15 protein-coding genes and 1 pseudogene are annotated in these 16454 nt (G+C 35.4%); 6 read left to right on the top strand and 10 right to left on the bottom strand.

The window, feature by feature from the left end; translation table 11 throughout:
• Positions 1-47: 47 nt before the first annotated feature.
• Complete coding sequence (locus ACP6PM_RS12725; protein ID WP_426585115.1) at positions 48-356, bottom strand: FHA domain-containing protein; 309 nt, start codon at positions 354-356, stop codon at positions 48-50.
• Between the two features lie 467 nt (positions 357-823).
• On the opposite strand from ACP6PM_RS12725, the pseudogene ACP6PM_RS12720 reads away from it, so the two are divergent.
• Together ACP6PM_RS12720 and ACP6PM_RS12715 are read left to right on the top strand one after the other, a co-directional pair.
• Positions 824-973 (top strand): annotated as a pseudogene (locus ACP6PM_RS12720) (DUF4346 domain-containing protein); the annotation flags it as partial.
• A 119-nt stretch (positions 974-1092) separates the two neighbouring features.
• Positions 1093-1476, top strand: a complete 384-nt coding sequence (locus ACP6PM_RS12715; protein ID WP_426585113.1) for a DUF4346 domain-containing protein — start codon at positions 1093-1095, stop codon at positions 1474-1476.
• Between the two features lie 51 nt (positions 1477-1527).
• Here ACP6PM_RS12715 and psb32 read toward each other — a convergent pair whose 3' ends face one another.
• Positions 1528-2259: a photosystem II repair protein Psb32 gene (gene psb32, locus ACP6PM_RS12710; protein ID WP_426585111.1), complete on the bottom strand. Its 732-nt coding sequence runs from the start codon at positions 2257-2259 to the stop codon at positions 1528-1530.
• A 525-nt stretch (positions 2260-2784) separates the two neighbouring features.
• Positions 2785-3486, bottom strand: coding sequence for a TIGR00266 family protein (locus tag ACP6PM_RS12705; RefSeq protein WP_426585110.1), 702 nt, complete (start codon positions 3484-3486; stop codon positions 2785-2787).
• Positions 3487-4332: 846 nt separating this feature from the next.
• Between ACP6PM_RS12705 and topA the strand changes: the two genes are divergently transcribed.
• Positions 4333-6963, top strand: coding sequence for a type I DNA topoisomerase (topA, locus tag ACP6PM_RS12700; protein WP_426585108.1), 2631 nt, complete (start codon positions 4333-4335; stop codon positions 6961-6963).
• A gap of 312 nt (positions 6964-7275) precedes the next feature.
• Here topA and ACP6PM_RS12695 read toward each other — a convergent pair whose 3' ends face one another.
• From ACP6PM_RS12695 to ACP6PM_RS12665, 7 genes are all read right to left on the bottom strand, one after another.
• Positions 7276-7428, bottom strand: a complete 153-nt coding sequence (locus ACP6PM_RS12695) for a hypothetical protein (RefSeq protein ID WP_426585106.1) — start codon at positions 7426-7428, stop codon at positions 7276-7278.
• Positions 7429-7560: 132 nt separating this feature from the next.
• Entirely contained in the window at positions 7561-7713 is a 153-nt protein-coding gene (locus tag ACP6PM_RS12690) for a hypothetical protein (RefSeq protein WP_426585104.1), read from the bottom strand.
• 124 nt (positions 7714-7837) lie between these two features.
• Positions 7838-7996, bottom strand: a complete 159-nt coding sequence (locus ACP6PM_RS12685; RefSeq protein ID WP_426585102.1) for a hypothetical protein — start codon at positions 7994-7996, stop codon at positions 7838-7840.
• Between the two features lie 81 nt (positions 7997-8077).
• Positions 8078-8224, bottom strand: coding sequence for a hypothetical protein (locus ACP6PM_RS12680; protein WP_426585101.1), 147 nt, complete (start codon positions 8222-8224; stop codon positions 8078-8080).
• A 21-nt stretch (positions 8225-8245) separates the two neighbouring features.
• A complete protein-coding gene (locus ACP6PM_RS12675; RefSeq protein ID WP_426585099.1) occupies positions 8246-8509 on the bottom strand; it encodes a hypothetical protein in 264 nt (87 codons plus the stop codon).
• A 220-nt stretch (positions 8510-8729) separates the two neighbouring features.
• A complete protein-coding gene (locus ACP6PM_RS12670; protein ID WP_426585097.1) occupies positions 8730-9350 on the bottom strand; it encodes a tetratricopeptide repeat protein in 621 nt (206 codons plus the stop codon).
• 505 nt (positions 9351-9855) lie between these two features.
• Complete coding sequence (locus ACP6PM_RS12665) at positions 9856-10893, bottom strand: sirohydrochlorin chelatase (protein ID WP_426585095.1); 1038 nt, start codon at positions 10891-10893, stop codon at positions 9856-9858.
• A gap of 2419 nt (positions 10894-13312) precedes the next feature.
• Here ACP6PM_RS12665 and ACP6PM_RS12660 point away from each other — a divergent pair.
• The 3 genes from ACP6PM_RS12660 (at position 13313) to ACP6PM_RS12650 (ending at position 15946) form a co-directional block, all read left to right on the top strand.
• Positions 13313-13540 carry a hypothetical protein gene (locus ACP6PM_RS12660; RefSeq protein ID WP_426585094.1) on the top strand — a complete coding sequence of 76 codons (228 nt, stop codon included), beginning with the start codon at positions 13313-13315 and terminating at the stop codon, positions 13538-13540.
• 720 nt (positions 13541-14260) lie between these two features.
• Complete coding sequence (locus tag ACP6PM_RS12655; protein ID WP_426585092.1) at positions 14261-15628, top strand: reverse transcriptase N-terminal domain-containing protein; 1368 nt, start codon at positions 14261-14263, stop codon at positions 15626-15628.
• 162 nt (positions 15629-15790) lie between these two features.
• On the top strand, positions 15791-15946 hold the full coding sequence (locus ACP6PM_RS12650; protein WP_426585090.1) for a hypothetical protein: 156 nt from the start codon (positions 15791-15793) through the stop codon (positions 15944-15946).
• The last annotated feature ends 508 nt before the right edge of the window (positions 15947-16454 follow it).

The following is a 16454-nucleotide window of genomic DNA, read 5'->3' as shown; positions in this document are numbered from 1 at the left end:
TTAGTTTTTCTATTTTCTATAATTGTAGTCTATGTTTATGAAAACCGCTATAAGTCATATTCTGGGAAATTTAGATGGGCAGCTTGCAGAGGGGTTTGATTTGCTGGGCGCTGCCCAATTTTTTGGCCATTAACATAAGTACCATTTTTACTACCAAAGTCACGCACACGGATGTCAGGAGGATTAATATCCAATAAACAGTGGTATCGGGAAATAGTCCGATGAGCTTGATCGTTAGGTAGTTGAGGGTAACAGTCATGGGAACGACCAATAACACACGTAGTACGCTCTTCAAAGATGAACTGCTGACCTTTGATACTGCCTTCAGTTATTGTGAGGATAATTTTTGCTGACATCTGTAATCTATCTATTTAATAACTAATAATTAATCCTATTTTCTTTACTTATATATAAAAGTGTAGATAAATCTGGATATTCTCTTCTTTTAGTTCAAGTTTGATTATTATATATAGCAATCAGGAATCAGATGTGAGAATTTAGGTGTTCCTTAAAAAGGAAGAATATAGCGGTTATCATATTTATATTTTCCTTCTTCTCTATTTCCTATTCCCTGTTCTCTAAAAGTCTCCAATATCTCACAACTCAAATCATATTGCTATATGTAAGATCAAAACCTTTAAATATCTAATTACTACCACTCAATATTGACTGCGCAGCAATATTTATTATTACCATTAGATCGCTTTTGTTATCATACTGGTCGGCATTTATCTCGATAAAAAGACTGGGCTATGGTAGTGGTATTGTGCCGAAATTTAGATAAAAATGTAGAATAAAATACAGGTAATTTTAAATTTGAACTATGAATCTAACATTTGAAGACATAACCACCATTGATAAAAAGCTTTCTAAACGTCAGATAGACCTTGACCCAGGTGGTTACTTCATTATTTTTATTGACCGAGAAGCAAGCTTAATTTGTGCAAAACACTTCACTAATATTATTGATGAGCTTTGTTATCATACTGGTCGGCATTTATCTCGATAAAAAGACTGGGCTATGGTAGTGGTATTGTGCCGAAATTTAGATAAAAATGTAGAATAAAATACAGGTAATTTTAAATTTGAACTATGAATCTAACATTTGAAGACATAACCACCATTGATAAAAAGCTTTCTAAACGTCAGATAGACCTTGACCCAGGTGGTTACTTCATTATTTTTATTGACCGAGAAGCAAGCTTAATTTGTGCAAAACACTTCACTAATATCATTGATGACCGTGGTTTAGCTATCGATCCAGAAACAGGAAAACCTATTCCAGCAAAAGGAAAAGTAGAACGTCAAGAAACCACAACATTTACTGCCAGAACTGCCAAAGAAATGTCTGTCAAAATTTTTGAAGAAACCTACCCCTGTCTAGTAACAATGTTAGATCATGCTGCTTATTTAGGAAGGGAATTTTTGCGTGCTGAAACAGCTTTATTAACTGGCAAAGAATATATTCAAGATTAATTGAATAAGGAGAATGGCAAGAAAATATACTCCAACCATTCTCCTTAATTTTTATCCAGAAAAGCCTTGATACCAGAAATAAGTAACCATCGGCACAACTGTAGCAACGACTAGCAATACAACCACCAAAATAGTTGCACTTTGATCGTCAGTTTCTTCTGCTGATTTAAAAGTAGCTGCTACTTGTGCTGAAAGCTCATCCTTAACTTCTGGTGGACCAGGGTCAGCTTCTCCAGATAATACAGCAGTCAGGCGATCGCTAGCTGCCAAAAAAGCCTCATTGTATTTGTTCCCATCTCTAACAGGTACTTGAATAGTTTCGTCAACTACACTCTGAGTAATTTCATCAGACATAATTTCTTGAACTGCATCACCGATGCGAATTGCATCATTATTTGTGAGAGTATCTAGTACCAATAAAGTTTGATTAGCTTTTGCTTCTGGAGTGGGGAACCATTTGTCAAATAACTTTTCCGTAAAACTATCTGCCGTCTCACCATAATCTAGGCGACGGATAGTCACAAATCTAACTTCATTTCCTGTAGTATTGGCCAAATTTTCTAAAGAATTTTTCAGTTTACTCTTAGTCACCCGACTAAGAACATCTGCATCATCAACAATAAATGTGCGATCGCCCGCCGTTAAATTGGGCATTTGATAAACTCCAGTTGCGAATACAGATGATACTGGCACAATAGTGGCCACAATTAGTAATAGTATAGATACTATTAGAGTTTGGAGATTTTGAAGATTTAAGGTTTTGTTGAATATTTGTACGGTCATATATTTCTTAAGTAATGGGGGAATTACTCAAACAATCAGGACTTACGCAAAGGTACTATATATAGAGTTCAAAAACTATAACGTTATAGTTTTTAGCGCTACATACATGGTCTCTGCGTAAGTCCTAACAATCTTATTTTTTGTAAAATGGCCGTTTTGCAGAGCTTCCCAATGAAATTTAATTACTGAATTTTAATCATAACTGATTAAGGGACTATATCCCGCTTCATTACTTGATACCTTTGTTCTCTCTAACTTCTAGCTAGTCACTACTGACTATTAAATTTTGAAGCTGGTATAATAGAAAAAAAATTATGCTACTTATAAATCTCCTTATCCCATCATAAGTAGCAAAAAAATGTATTTTATTCATATAATTGAATCTTAATTTCAATAGTAATTAATTTTGTTATTTGACATTCTCCCGACATTAAATCAAAGATTATGATGCGGTTCTTCTGGCAACATTTAGATAACAACTCTTTTTCCTAGCAGAAAAGATATTTAATTTATAATTTCAAGGAATTAACTGCTGACAGGAGCAGCAGCAACAATTTTTCGAGCCAGAGTTGAAAGAGGTAAACTTTGTATATAAACTAAACCAGGACCTATGAGTTTAGTTAAAAATAAACCCTCTCCACCAAATACAATATTTTTCAAACCACCTACCATTTCAATATCATATTTTATTGAGTTAGAAAAACCAACAACCGCACCAGTTTCTACTCGTAATTCTTCTCCTTCAGCTAAATTTTTTTCTATAATTGTACCACCAGCATGAACAAAAGCTAAACCATTTCCATGTAATTTTTGCAGGATAAAACCTTCTCCACCAAAAAAACCAGCACCTACTTTTTTAGTAAAAGCAATTTCAATATCAATACCATTAGCAGCACAAAGAAAAGAACTAGATTGGCACAAAAATTCCCCACCTAATTCAGTTAAATTTAAAGGAATAACTTGACCTGGATAGGGAGCAGCAAAAGCAACTCTAGCTTTACCTGTACCTTGATTGAAAAAAGTGGTAATCATAAAACTTTCCCCAGTCAACATTCGCTTAAAACCTTTCCAAGCACCACCACCAGTAGTAGTTTGCATTTCAATGCCTTGTTCCATATAGGTCATTGCTCCTGCTTCTGCTCTAACTCCTTCTTCAGGGTCAAGTTCAATTTCTACTAATTGTAGAGATTCTCCTTTAATTTCATAGTCAATAATATCAACAGCCATAATAAATATTCTTAATATTATGAGATTATTGACTAAACAATACACCAAACTTGTATGATTTACAAACCATAATTCATACCATTTCTGGTTAAATCGTTATAAAAATAATTAGAGAGAAGTTAGTAGTAAGAATTCAGGAGTAAAGAGAAGGTAGAAAAAAGGTATAGCGCTACGCGCAAGTCAAAAGTCAAAAGTCAAAAGTTAAAAGTAATCCCTGACGTTCGTTTAAGCATTTATAAATGTCCTAATCTTTACTTCGACTGCTATATAACGAGGAGAAAGTTTTGTGTTTAGCTGGCGCACAACGCGCGTTAACGCTTTCGCTGTGCGACATGAAATGCTTAAGCAGAATGGAGTTCTATTACCAATTATTATCCCAGCATGATATTACAAGTGGAAAATTCAGATTTTAGATAGATAGTTGAAATTTTTATGTGAATAAAATACTTAGAGATTTTTAATCAAGTAAAGATAAAGATAATCTAAAAAAGAGAACTGGAGACTATAAATAGTTAAAGGAGACTATAAATAGTTAAAGTAGTCCTACTCAAATCTTATCTCCATGGATGTATTCGTGGAGATAAGATTTGAGCAACAATATCTCCATACTATTGACATTAAAGATTGATTATGCTAGCAAATTTTAATAAGGATAACTAAAAAGTTCATGTCCATTAAACATAGATTTTGGCAGACACAAAAGATTAAGATAGCGTGGAACAAAAAAATCTATCCTGTAAAGCTAAACCAAAGCAAAAAATAAAACTCTCCCCCTTTGCCCCATTGCTCATAGGTGCATACTAGCATACAAAAATCCCAGTTCTTAATATCCCAATATAAGGTCTCATGTCAACTCTTGTCATTGTTGAATCTCCTACTAAAGCCCGTACTATTCGCAACTATTTACCCTCCGACTACCGCGTGGAGGCATCCATGGGTCATGTGCGTGACCTACCACCTTCTGCTGAGGAAATACCAGAAAAATACAAAGGAGAAAAGTGGGCACATCTAGGCGTAAACGTAGAATCAGATTTTGAACCTGTCTATGTTGTCCCTAAAGATAAAAAGAAAACCGTTAAAGAACTTAAAGATGCTCTGAAAGAAGCTGATGAATTAGTTCTGGCCACAGATGAAGACCGGGAAGGGGAAAGCATAAGTTGGCATTTATTACAACTACTAAAACCGAAAGTCCCTACTAAGCGGATGGTATTTCATGAAATTACTCCAGAAGCTATCCGCAAGGCGATTGAAAATTGTCGTAATATAGATGAGCAGTTAGTTAGGGCACAAGAAACTCGTCGTATTTTAGATCGCCTCTATGGTTATACTCTCTCTCCTGTACTCTGGAAAAAAATTGCCTGGGGTCTTTCCGCAGGTAGGGTACAATCAGTAGCAGTTCGACTGTTGGTTAACCGAGAACGTCAACGTCAGGCTTTTAAACAGGGGGGTTATTGGGATTTAAAGGCTAGTTTAGAACAGGAAAAAACTCCCTTTGAATCTAAACTTGTTACTCTTGGAGGAACAAAAGTTGCTACGGGTAGTGACTTTGATGAAAATACAGGAAAAATAGCTGAGGGTCGTAATGTTGTTTTATTGGATGAAGCTCAAGCAGAAGCTCTAAAGGAAAGACTTGAGGATAAACCTTGGATTGTTAATAGTGTTGAAGAACGAGCTGTTAAACGTAAACCATCTCCACCTTTCACTACTTCTACTTTACAACAGGAAGCTAACCGCAAACTACGAATGGGTGCTAGGCAAACTATGCGGACTGCCCAAAGTTTATATGAACAGGGTTTTATTACCTATATGCGGACAGACTCGGTTCATTTGTCCGATGAGGCGATCGCTGCTGCTAGGAGTTGTGTAGAAAAAATGTACGGTGCAGAATATCTGAGTCCTCAACCTAGGCAATACACTACTAAAAGTAAAGGTGCTCAGGAAGCTCACGAAGCTATTCGTCCTGCAGGTCAAACTTTCCGCACGCCTCAGGAAACAGGATTGAAGGATCAAGAATTTGCTCTTTACGACTTAATCTGGAAACGGACAGTAGCTTGTCAAATGGCTGACTCTCGTCAAACCAATATTACAGTTAACTTGCAAGTAGAAGATGCGGGTTTTCGTTCTAATGGTAAACGTATAGATTTTCCTGGGTTCCTCCGGGCTTATGTTGAAGGGTCTGATGACCCAGAAGCAGCTTTGGAAAACCAAGAAGTACCATTGCCTCCTCTAAAACAGGGCGACCATCCTACTTGCACAGAAATAGAAGTAGTTGGGCATGAAACTCAGCCACCTGCTAGATTTACCGAAGCATCTTTGGTTAAAACTCTAGAAAGTGAAGGTATTGGTCGTCCGAGTACCTACGCTAGTGTTATTGGTACTATTGTTGACCGTGGTTATGCCAAACTTCAGAGTAATGCTTTGGTTCCAACTTTTACTGCGTTTGGGGTGACAAGTCTATTAGAAAAGCACTTTCCTGAATTTGTCGATGTTAAGTTTACCGCTCGTATGGAACAGACTTTGGATGATATTTCTACGGGTGAAGCTCAATGGTTGCCATATCTACGAGAATTTTATTCTGGAGAAAGTGGACTGGATACTCAAATTAAGGAACAGGAAGAGCATATTGACCCCAAGTTAGCCCGTACTATTGAATTAGATAATTTGGATGCTGATTCAGAGATGAGCTATCGTATCTGTATTGGTAAGTTTGGCGCTTATATTGAGGCAGAAAATGGTGAAGGTGTACTTAAAGCTTCTATTCCTGAAGATTTAACTCCTTCAGACTTAGACCCAGAACAAATAGAGAAAATTCTTAAGCAAAAAACAGAAGGTCCCGAGGAGTTAGGAATTCATCCAGAAGAAGATAAACCTATCTATATAATGACTGGTCGTTACGGTCCTTATGTGCAGTTGGGTGATGAGTCTGAGGGTAGTAAGAAGAAACCAAAGCGAAGCTCACTGCCAAAGGGTGTGAATATGGAAGATGTGACTTTAGATATGGCAGTTGGGTTATTATCTCTACCTCGTACCTTGGGGACTCACCCAGAAACTGGTTGTAAGATTCAAACTAATTTAGGACGTTTTGGTCCCTACGTTGTTCACGACCAGGGTAAGGAGGGTGGTAAAGATTATCGTTCTTTAAAAGCTGGGGATGATGTTTTGACTATTACTTTGGAACGTGCTTTGGAGCTATTAGCTCAACCTAAAAAATCAAGACGAGGTAGTGCTAAAGCGACACCTCCACTGAAAGATTTGGGTAAACATCCTGAAGATGGTGAGCCAGTGGGTATTTATGATGGTCGGTATGGACCTTATGTAAAACATGGTAAGGTAAATGCTTCTTTGCCCAAAGATAAAGCAGTAGAAGATATGACTTTGGAGCAAGCTTTAGAACTTTTGCAGGCTAAAGCTTCAACTAAAAAGTCTACTCGGTCGAGGAAGTCTACAAAAACTAAAGCAGAAAATAATGAGAAATAGGGTTATATTTTAAATTAGTAACGTAGTGAGGTGAGTAAATATTGACTGATTTAGACCTATGGTAAATATAGTAAAATTTACTCACCATTTTATACATAAATTTGCAACTTGATAAGTTACAAAATTTTGGGGAAGCAGCCAACAGGCGATAGAAAAGAGGTAATATAGATTGTATAAAATTAACGCCTTATCTATCTTATCATCCTGAAAAGTATCGTAGATCTGTGGTGAAAGAAAATGTAGAAATATTTTATAGAAAATTGATAAGGATTTGAGAATAAGGCTTATTAATTTTTGGAGATGTCTACATGATTATTTTCCTAGTCTCCAATTTTCTCTACGAGGCAACTCAGTCAAAAAATTATTAATTACTGTAGGTAATTCTTTTTTAGAGTAGTTATAACTGAGTGCTAGTAAATCTAGTAAATTTTGAGCTATTTTTATTACTTGATTTTGATCGACCATATCTAAAAGTTGAAAAGGTGAATAGGTTCCATCAAATATCTCTAGACTAGCATCACTAATTGCAACTTCTATCGCTTCTTCTAAGATGGTTTGCCATTGGTCTTGCTTAATGTAATAAGATTTTCGATTATCCTAAAGATTTATTTTTTTAATTTCAATTAATGAACCACGAATGGAAGCTGCCCAAGAATTTGTTAACCTCTGCTCTAATTGATTTTTTATTAGATGTATTAACATCCTAATTACAAAAGATTCAATGGCGTTAATTTTTGTTTGCCGACTCATCCCATCTAATACCATTTATCAAAAATAATGCTATATCTAATTGGGTGGAGGAGTGTCGTCTGTGTGGGGGGTGGTGGATGAGTAAAAGTACGAACAATCAATATTAACCGATTAATAATTGTCTTTAACAGGCTTTCAATCTTGGTAAATATTTAACTTTTGAAGTATAGCTGAAGCGTAGCATTACTTTTAGTAATTGGTATAATTCATATATTAAAGTTAGAGCATCTTCATAGCGTTGCTCTAAAATACTGTTTTTTAAATCTTCTAATTCCTGAATCATTGCTTAGATTAGATAGTGTTGATGGATAAAAACAAATTTTTTGCCGCAGATTAAAGTTATCCCATGATTATATCTAGTCAGTTATTTAGTAAAAGAAGGATATACATCATCGGGTATTTCTATTTCTAGCATCTCGGAAATAATTTGAGATTTTTGACCATACACTTCCTGTGCATAGTTAAGAGCTATATATGTCAAGTCTGAGCCACAAAACTTTTCTCCTGGCATAATTTTTATATATAGGTCATACTATTGATAACATTCTCTTTTAGAATCTCTACTTTTAAATCTTTCTAACACACCCAACCACCCTAGTAAAATTTTTTTGAAAAGCTGATTAAAACTTCTGATAGGAAAGTGATATAGACAAATATCTGATAATTCAACACTAGGAATATAGCCATTTTTGCTTGTTACTCCATGAATACCTTGATTGATGTTAAGTTGATAATTAACACTACTGCTAGTTCTGAGAATGATTTTAAAATACTGTGGATTTTCTTTTTTTGGCATTGCTGAATCAAGGGATAAATCTTTCCAGAAAAGGTAATCCTTCTTGTGCTTCCTCTTTCTCCAAACCTACAATTCATCCCGTAAATATGCAACGCCCTTTTTTTCTTCTGTATTTAAAATTTGATAGTAAATGACTTGTGTTAGTAGGTTCAGGAATATAGGTTTTCCAAGGATAAAGATCTATTCCATTTTTAGGGATGGCTGAAAGTGAATTAATAAATTATTCTTGTGATGGTGACTGAATTAATTCATCTGCATCAATTGGAACAATAAATTCTGGAAAGAATGATGTAGCTACTCTTCTGTAGAGATTTGTCATTTTATCAGTTTGAGTATAAGCCATTTTATCGTCATCAATCACACAGAGGTTGAGACTTTCTTGAATAAGTTTATTAATTATTTTTCTACTATTATGTGTAGAACCATTATCAGCTAATACTAAAAAGTCAAGATAGTTCAAATTATGGCGAATAAAAGTTTCTAAAATGTCTTCCTCATTTTTAATCATGGAAATTCCCACAACCACAAAATCCGAGTTAATTTGATTGGAAGTAACATCAAGACTTTGCTCAAGTTTCCTACTTTTAATTGTTTCCAGACTCTGATGAAAAAAATCTACATTAGGATTGAGTTCAATAGCTTTTTCATACTCAATACTAGCTTTGGCAAAATAACCTTGTTTTTCCAGACCATCTCCTAATTCATAATAGGTAAAAGCAAAACCGGGATTTAATTCTATAGCTTGTATATAGAGAGCGATTGCTTCATCTAATTTTCCCTCACGTTTGAGTTTATTTCCCTGTATGATTAAATCTCCTGTAGTCATTTTTTTGACCCACATTCCCCACGTCAAGTTGTAACATTAAAAGTAGTATTAAAATCGATAACTTGCTAGATATTTATACTATGTAAATCATCTTCATTGACCTTTCTCAAGAGTCAAATTCTGAGGAAATATTAAGTATAAATGCTTACTTAATTGTTGATTTATTCAGTTACCACTATGATTTATTCCTGAATTCTGACTCCTGACTCCTTTTTTATAATACATTTTGAAGTGCGGAATGTAGGTTTTGACAATATATCCTTGATTAATTAGTTTGACTTTTTATCAAATGAGGTAAAGGAATTTCAGGAACTTTTTTTTTGCTAGAAAACTCCATAATTTCTTCCAAGTATCCCCTTTTTACCAACAAAATAACTATTGAGTTTATTAAGAATAACATTAAAGCCTTTATTCAAAGATTAAGCTTAATATTCCTCTTATTAAAACCACAGCAAATTATTAGTTAGATTTTTCAGTAAATCTTATCTTAGTTTTTACTTTTGACATTTCTGGAAGATTATTATGGAACTTGCCAAATACGTTGATGATATTGTTCTGGTTCAGCGTAGGGGTCAACTACAGAATGATTATGGTCGTGACTATGATGATGATGTGAGTGAGAATGGTCGTGATGACTGTGAGAATATTCCTTATTATTAACAGCAGCTAACCGAAACTTACACATTTCACAGTTCATTTTTACTTCTCCTAACTGTGTCTCTATTTCTCTTTCTCGCAATAATTCCAATAATGTTGGATGCACTCCCATTTCTGGCAAACAAGTCATAGAAATATCTGGATATTGTTCTTGTTGTTGGGCAGTAATATCAAATATTTTATTGACCAAAACTCCAGTAAATAAAAAGTATGGTAAAACAATAATTCGCTGCGGTTGATATAACCTTGCTCGCCGAAAACCTTCCTCTAAACGTGGATGAGTAATGCCAATAAAACAGGTTTCAACTGTTAAATAATTACTACCTTCCCATAACATTCGAGCTAATTTATAAACATCTCCATTAGCATCAGGGTCGCTCGAACCTCGCCCAACAAATAATAAAACAGTTTCAGAACAGTTAAAATTAGTTTTGTCTAATTCTTTGAGACGAGAGCGCCACAATTCTAGAATTTTTGGAGTAATGCCAAAATGTCGCCCGTAATAGAATTTTATTTGAGGATGTCGTTGCCTTGCTCGGTCTAATTCATTAGTAATATCAAATTTATTATGGCGAGCTGCAAATAACAAAATTGGCAAAGCAGATAATTCTGTATAACCTTGTTCCACACATTTATCTACTCCTTCTTGAATAGTGGGTCCTGTTAATTCCAAAAAACAAGGTATTACAGGTCGAGATTTATCTAAATTTTGATAAGCTGCAACAAAGTCTAAGAAAGTTTGTTTTCCTTCAGCATCTCTTGTACCATGACCTATCAACAATAAAGGTCTTTGTAGGGGTAATGGCTGTAAGTTCTCTTCTGTAGATGCATTGCTTTTTTCTATAGTTGAATTTAGGATTTCTTGTGTTTGAATTTTTGGGTTTTGATTGAAGTATTTCATTAATTCTACTTTTCCCGTGTCAGGCAGGAAATTAGGGTTTACAACTGACAATTAGGTGTTCTGGCTCATCGATTCTTTTGATTAGCAAGCAGTTATTAATTTTTTCTAGTTTGCTATTTTTATCGATTTACAGTTGCCGCACAGCCTCGGAATTTCACCATAGTTTCCCTAATTTATCAGTAAAATGTGCCACAGAAATTATTGTTGCCAAAAATTGCTACGAAATTTCTGCTATGTGACTTGATTTTTGTTATTTTAGCTCATATAGTAATCCTAAATCATTAGTAAAATATTAAACTTCTAACTGTTTAAATAAATAGGTGGACAAAATTATTTGTACATTCAGTTATCGGCTATATTCATTTTTTTTCTTGCCTGTCTTGAGTAAATCTATCCATGTAAAAACTTCTCTAAAGCAAATCTCTGTATTAATTTTTTTCAGGTACTTAGCAGATAAGTAGGTGATTATAGATAAATATAATATAATATCATTTTGAAAAAAAAATGTTACAAAACTCTAGTTATAGACACCAGTTTCAGAAGGCAAAAGGCAACAGAGATTCGTAGCAAACCTAAAAACGACGGGATGAATTTAGCCAGCCCGTTTTAACGGCTGGTTGAATAACGACACGCGGGTAATAAAGCGGAGCAAAGGTATGTTATGATAATAAATTACAACTAAAAACAAGGTTTGTCGCCATGACCTTTAGCTAGTACGGTGAGATTCCGGCGGACAGTATAAGGAGACTTAATTTCCTACGATGGCTCAAAGCAAGTAATGCAGCTAGAGCAGTGAGAAGATTGCTCTAACCAACGTGAGTAAAACCACTCTGAAATGTAAGCTCACAGCTAGATAATGATCTATACCGAGGAGTCTAGAAGTCTGTTGATAGGCTTTAAGCAAATGTGGATTTATCCCCTAAGCGGTAGATTTACTAGAGAATCCAGGGTGTTTCAACCTCTGGAGATGTCAAATTCATTACACCTGGTATTAGAGCTATGCTTTACCCACATCTGTTGAATTCCTTACAGGATACGGGAGACAAGGGAGAGGGGTCTGGTAGGGAAATGAAGAGAAACCAGCAATTTCTCAAATGTAGGACAGAGGTGGCTAAAAGTGAATAATGCAATGAGTGCCATTTGATTTCTCTGGTTAGCTACTCAAAAAATCTACTCACACTCTCCACACTTCTTTTACATCAAAGGTAAAAAACATACCCTTGTAAGCCACACTCCCCACCCTACTGGTTTGTCAATTTTAAAATGATGGGTTCAGACAAGGCAAGGAAGACAAGGGAGGAAAGTAAACAAGGGAGAAAATTTAATAGCCTATCCCTCACATCAATCTTGACAGACCACTACAATACTTCTAAGACTTATGGGTAAAGGATAGGTATTAGAGGGCGAGTGAGTGAGAACTAAATCGTGCTTACGTCAAAGCTTTCCGTTAAACCCGCTCCTAAAATTTTTTGTATAGGACTTATATAAAATCCGGTAGTATTGGAATGTTATAAGAAATCAGGTTGATAGAAATATAGATATTAGTATAGTGAAAAATTTAATACAAAGCCGATTTCATACTGATACTACCTGATTTTATACTACTCAAAGCTTTAGTTCTAAACGCTACATATACTAAAACGTTATAGTTTTAATTCACAATATCTACTATATATAGTGTCTTTGCGTAAGTTATGATTTAATTATAGCTACCTACTTAGTTTTTACTCTCCATCGTTCAAAGTAATATCAATTTTATAAAATATTTTCATATTAAATTTATTACTAGGTACTAGGTAGGGCGGCAGCTCAAAAATATATGAATTAATAGTTTTCCAGACGATTTTAGTATAACTATACTTTTTTGAATAAAATTGTTGAGTGCAGTCCCCATCCAAATCAAGCATTTTAACTGTGGTTAGCAAAACTAAGAAATAAACCCCAAATCTCCTTTTACTTTCAAGACCTGTAGAGAATATGTGCAAATAAAACCAAAGTTGTAGGTCTTTCCAGGTTTGCAGAATTGCGGTGGACGGCAAAATTAAGCCCACATTAATCTTCGATATAGTGTGTGGTAGTTGAAAAATGTGGACATACTTACAACAAAATAAAGTTCTGGGATATATAGAAATAAAAATCTATACCACTCATCTCAATATTTATAAATTTGAAGGAACAATCATCTTGCATTTATAGACATAATTTTATACTCTATCCAAACCAGTCTTAAGCTTAAAAAAATGTATGAGAATAAAACAATCTTTCACCTCTAACGGCAATTCTCAACCAGAGTTAGCCCATAATATACAAAAGTAATTAAGCAAGATTGGTGATAAAACGATAGAATCATAAGCCGTAGTATCTGAAACATAATCTGAAAATTACTATGAATGACACAAACAACGAATTACTGGAAAATATGCCCAGGGAGCAGAGAGTTGGGCAACTGCGTAACTTAATTGAAACCTTACACATAGCTGATGAAGTGGCCAGTAAAGGCTATCTAATCACTAGCTCAGAGCTGGCAGACTTAATGGATATCAACGCTAGTGCAGTTACTAGCCGTGGAGATCATTGGGTATGGCGCAACTGGGTTGTATCTAGAGTCCGTCGTGAAGGGAACCAAAGTGCGATTCGTTTCTGCTAAAAGTTAGGGTCATAGTGCCAAGATGTGAGCAGAGTAAGGCCATTAGCCTTATAACTAAATGACCTTGGAGGTGAGATTCCTCCCGCCCAGGTGCAGGGTTGACAGCATCACCCCTACGGTAGCGACTAGCCATCAATCCGTAAAGCGGGGTGAAAATGTGGTAAAACTAGCAGCTTAAGTTGGTTCCCATTGAGCAAAATACCCATTGGATAGCTATAGTGCGAAGATGTGAGTGAAGCGTCGTCACGTTCAGCCAGTGAAATAAGCTGTGACACTGGAGCCAAAAGGCAAAGGATAGGGAGTTAGCGAGATTTGGTTCGACTAACAAGCACTTCCCGTAAACCCGGCGCAAAGCATCATCCTAAAGGTATATAAATAAGGTCATTTGGAACGAAGTAACCCATGAAAAACTCTTGAATAGCAATCAGGAGTCAGGAGTCAGGAGGACCGAGTCAGGAGGACCGAGTCAGGAGTCAGAAGTTAAATTCTTCTTTTGACTATATTTGAGAGACCTGAGAGTTTCATAAGCCTCTATCTAAAAGCAAGAGGTACTGATAATTGATAACTGATAACTGATAACTGATAACTGATCGAGTAGGTGCTAACCGTATGTTTGATTGGGAGGGATTGTGTCAGAAGCAAAAGCCTTTAGTTAATGTAATGGGATATGCAGACGGACACACGGTGATTTGGAATGTAGAGTTTGAGTAAGTAATATAGATGTCTAATACGAGTTTAAAGACTACGGGGGAATGGAAGGAGTGGCGGGAGATTAACTGGTCAAAAGTTGAGCGTCGGGTCTTCAAGTTACAGAAAAGAATCTACAGAGCCTCTCAACGTGGTGATGTTATTGCAGTTCGTAAGCTCCAAAAAACATTGATAAAATCCTGGTATGGGAAGTTATTGGCGGTGCGTAGGGTTATTCAAAATAACCAGGGCGATAAAACAATAGGAGTTGGTGGTATTAAATCTTTGTCTCCAGAAAAATGTTTTGCCTTGGCTAAAAGATTAAAACTAAATCGCAAAGTTAAACCTATAAGAAGCACTGTTCAAGACCGTGCCTTGCAAATACTTGTCAAGATAGCTCTAGAAAACCAATGGGAAGCAAAGTTTGAACCTTATTGTTACGGGTTTGGACCGGGGAAATCATGTCAGGATGCCATAGAAGCAATTATTAATTGTGTCAAGCTTCAGCCTAAATATTTACTTAAAGCTGATATAATTAAATGCTTTGACTGTCTCGACTATGAACAACTATTAAGCACATTAGATATCTATCCCACCTTACGCAAACAAATCCGAGTTTGGTTAAACGATGGTCTGATGGATAGAAAAAATTTGTTCTTAGCAGAGGAAGTAATTTTTCCACTACTGACAAATATAGCTTTCCATGGTATAGAAAAACAAATCAAACATTACCCTGAAATACTTAATGAAAAATTTCAAGGTTTAAGTTTGATTCGTTATGGAGGTAACTTGGCGATCGCTCACGAAGATATTGAGGTAGTTCAAAAATGCCAAGATATAATTACAGAATCTTTATCTGAGTTATGTTTGGCATTAAAACCAAGTCAAATCAGAATTTATCACACACTGTATATATGTGGTGAAGAAAAACCTGGATTTGATTTCTTGGGATTCAATATCAAACAATATGAGGTGAGTAAAAACCAAAGTAAGCTAGGTTTTAAAACCAATATTAAACCAAGCGTAGAGAGTATCAGGAGTCATTATTATCAAATCGCTGAGGTGATAGATCAACATAAGTCTGCGTCACAAGTTGCCTTAATCAGAAAACTTAACCCTTTGATTAAAAATTGGGTAAACTATTACTCAGTAGTGGTGAATAAGAAAATATTCCAGGATTTGGATAATTTAATATTCCAAAAAATCTGGGGTTGGGCAAAAAGAAGACACCCCAATAAAAATAATCGTTGGATTTGCCAAAAGTATTGGCAAACTATAGGGGAAAACAAGAGGGAATTTTCCTGTAGTGGCAACAATAGCAGTCAATTTAGATTATTGAGACACGCAGACTGGATTTATTCGAGCAAAGAAAAGGCACTTAATGTTCAACTCAAAAGGTAAAAAAACAAAGTGCTGGCTGCAATTTATGGACATTACTATGATGTAAAAACTGCTAATAATAGCAGTGGAGGTACTCTTTTAATTAGGGCCTAATCACTGAGGAGCCGGATGAGGTGAAAGTCTCACGTCCGGTTCTGAAGACGAGCAGTTCTGGTGATAGAATTGCTTAGTTTAACTTCTCTGGCAATTAGAAAGGGTAGATTAAATTTACCCATAATTTCCTTTTTAATTAGGTTAGGAAATTTAAAATTAGCGATCGCTCCTCAACTTAAGAAGGTAAGCGGTCGCTTAATCTCTAATACTATTTCCCAAAAGTAATGCTATACATCAATTTCTGTATCAAAGATTTTATCTGACAAAAAAAATAAAGTATCAAGTCTCACCATTTCAAGCCTCCCTATTGCAGCAGGTATTGATAACCTAAATTCCGCACTTCAAAACGTAGTCTAAAAAATAAGGAGTTAGGAGTTGTAGGAGCGAATGGCCATTCTCCCCTACAGGAGTTAAGAGAAAATAATTAAGCATAAATACTTAATATTTTCCTGAGAATCTGACTCAGGAGAAAGGTCAATGAAAATGATTTATATAGTATCAATACCTAGCCAGTTACCGATTTTTATACTACTTTTAATGTTACAAATTGACGTGCGAAATGTGAGTTACTAATAACCCGAACCATGCCTTTTGCTTGTTATCACTAGTAGTCTGATACCATTTCAGCAAACGTTGCACCCTAAAAATTGTCGTGATCGCCACTAATATAATTGTACCTAGTGCCGTGTCAAGCTTAAAATGGTGTATTAGCTTCAGAGGAAAGAAGTTATCA

Origin of the sequence: Dapis brunnea BLCC-M229 (assembly GCF_050015995.1) — a bacterium.
GTDB lineage: Bacteria > Cyanobacteriota > Cyanobacteriia > Cyanobacteriales > Microcoleaceae > Trichodesmium.
This window is presented reverse-complemented; position numbering and strand designations above follow the sequence as displayed.

What these genes read in the sequence shown, in the direction of transcription:
- ACP6PM_RS12725 (WP_426585115.1), bottom strand. Translation starts at nt 356, where the DNA reads ATGTCAGCAAAAATTATCCTCACAATAACTGAAGGCAGTATCAAAGGT.
- ACP6PM_RS12715 (WP_426585113.1), top strand. Translation starts at nt 1,093, where the DNA reads ATGAATCTAACATTTGAAGACATAACCACCATTGATAAAAAGCTTTCT.
- psb32 (WP_426585111.1), bottom strand. Translation starts at nt 2,259, where the DNA reads ATGACCGTACAAATATTCAACAAAACCTTAAATCTTCAAAATCTCCAA.
- ACP6PM_RS12705 (WP_426585110.1), bottom strand. Translation starts at nt 3,486, where the DNA reads ATGGCTGTTGATATTATTGACTATGAAATTAAAGGAGAATCTCTACAA.
- topA (WP_426585108.1), top strand. Translation starts at nt 4,333, where the DNA reads ATGTCAACTCTTGTCATTGTTGAATCTCCTACTAAAGCCCGTACTATT.
- ACP6PM_RS12695 (WP_426585106.1), bottom strand. Translation starts at nt 7,428, where the DNA reads ATGGTCGATCAAAATCAAGTAATAAAAATAGCTCAAAATTTACTAGAT.
- ACP6PM_RS12690 (WP_426585104.1), bottom strand. Translation starts at nt 7,713, where the DNA reads ATGAGTCGGCAAACAAAAATTAACGCCATTGAATCTTTTGTAATTAGG.
- ACP6PM_RS12685 (WP_426585102.1), bottom strand. Translation starts at nt 7,996, where the DNA reads ATGATTCAGGAATTAGAAGATTTAAAAAACAGTATTTTAGAGCAACGC.
- ACP6PM_RS12680 (WP_426585101.1), bottom strand. Translation starts at nt 8,224, where the DNA reads ATGCCAGGAGAAAAGTTTTGTGGCTCAGACTTGACATATATAGCTCTT.
- ACP6PM_RS12675 (WP_426585099.1), bottom strand. Translation starts at nt 8,509, where the DNA reads ATGCCAAAAAAAGAAAATCCACAGTATTTTAAAATCATTCTCAGAACT.
- ACP6PM_RS12670 (WP_426585097.1), bottom strand. Translation starts at nt 9,350, where the DNA reads ATGTGGGTCAAAAAAATGACTACAGGAGATTTAATCATACAGGGAAAT.
- ACP6PM_RS12665 (WP_426585095.1), bottom strand. Translation starts at nt 10,893, where the DNA reads ATGAAATACTTCAATCAAAACCCAAAAATTCAAACACAAGAAATCCTA.
- ACP6PM_RS12660 (WP_426585094.1), top strand. Translation starts at nt 13,313, where the DNA reads ATGCCCAGGGAGCAGAGAGTTGGGCAACTGCGTAACTTAATTGAAACC.
- ACP6PM_RS12655 (WP_426585092.1), top strand. Translation starts at nt 14,261, where the DNA reads ATGTCTAATACGAGTTTAAAGACTACGGGGGAATGGAAGGAGTGGCGG.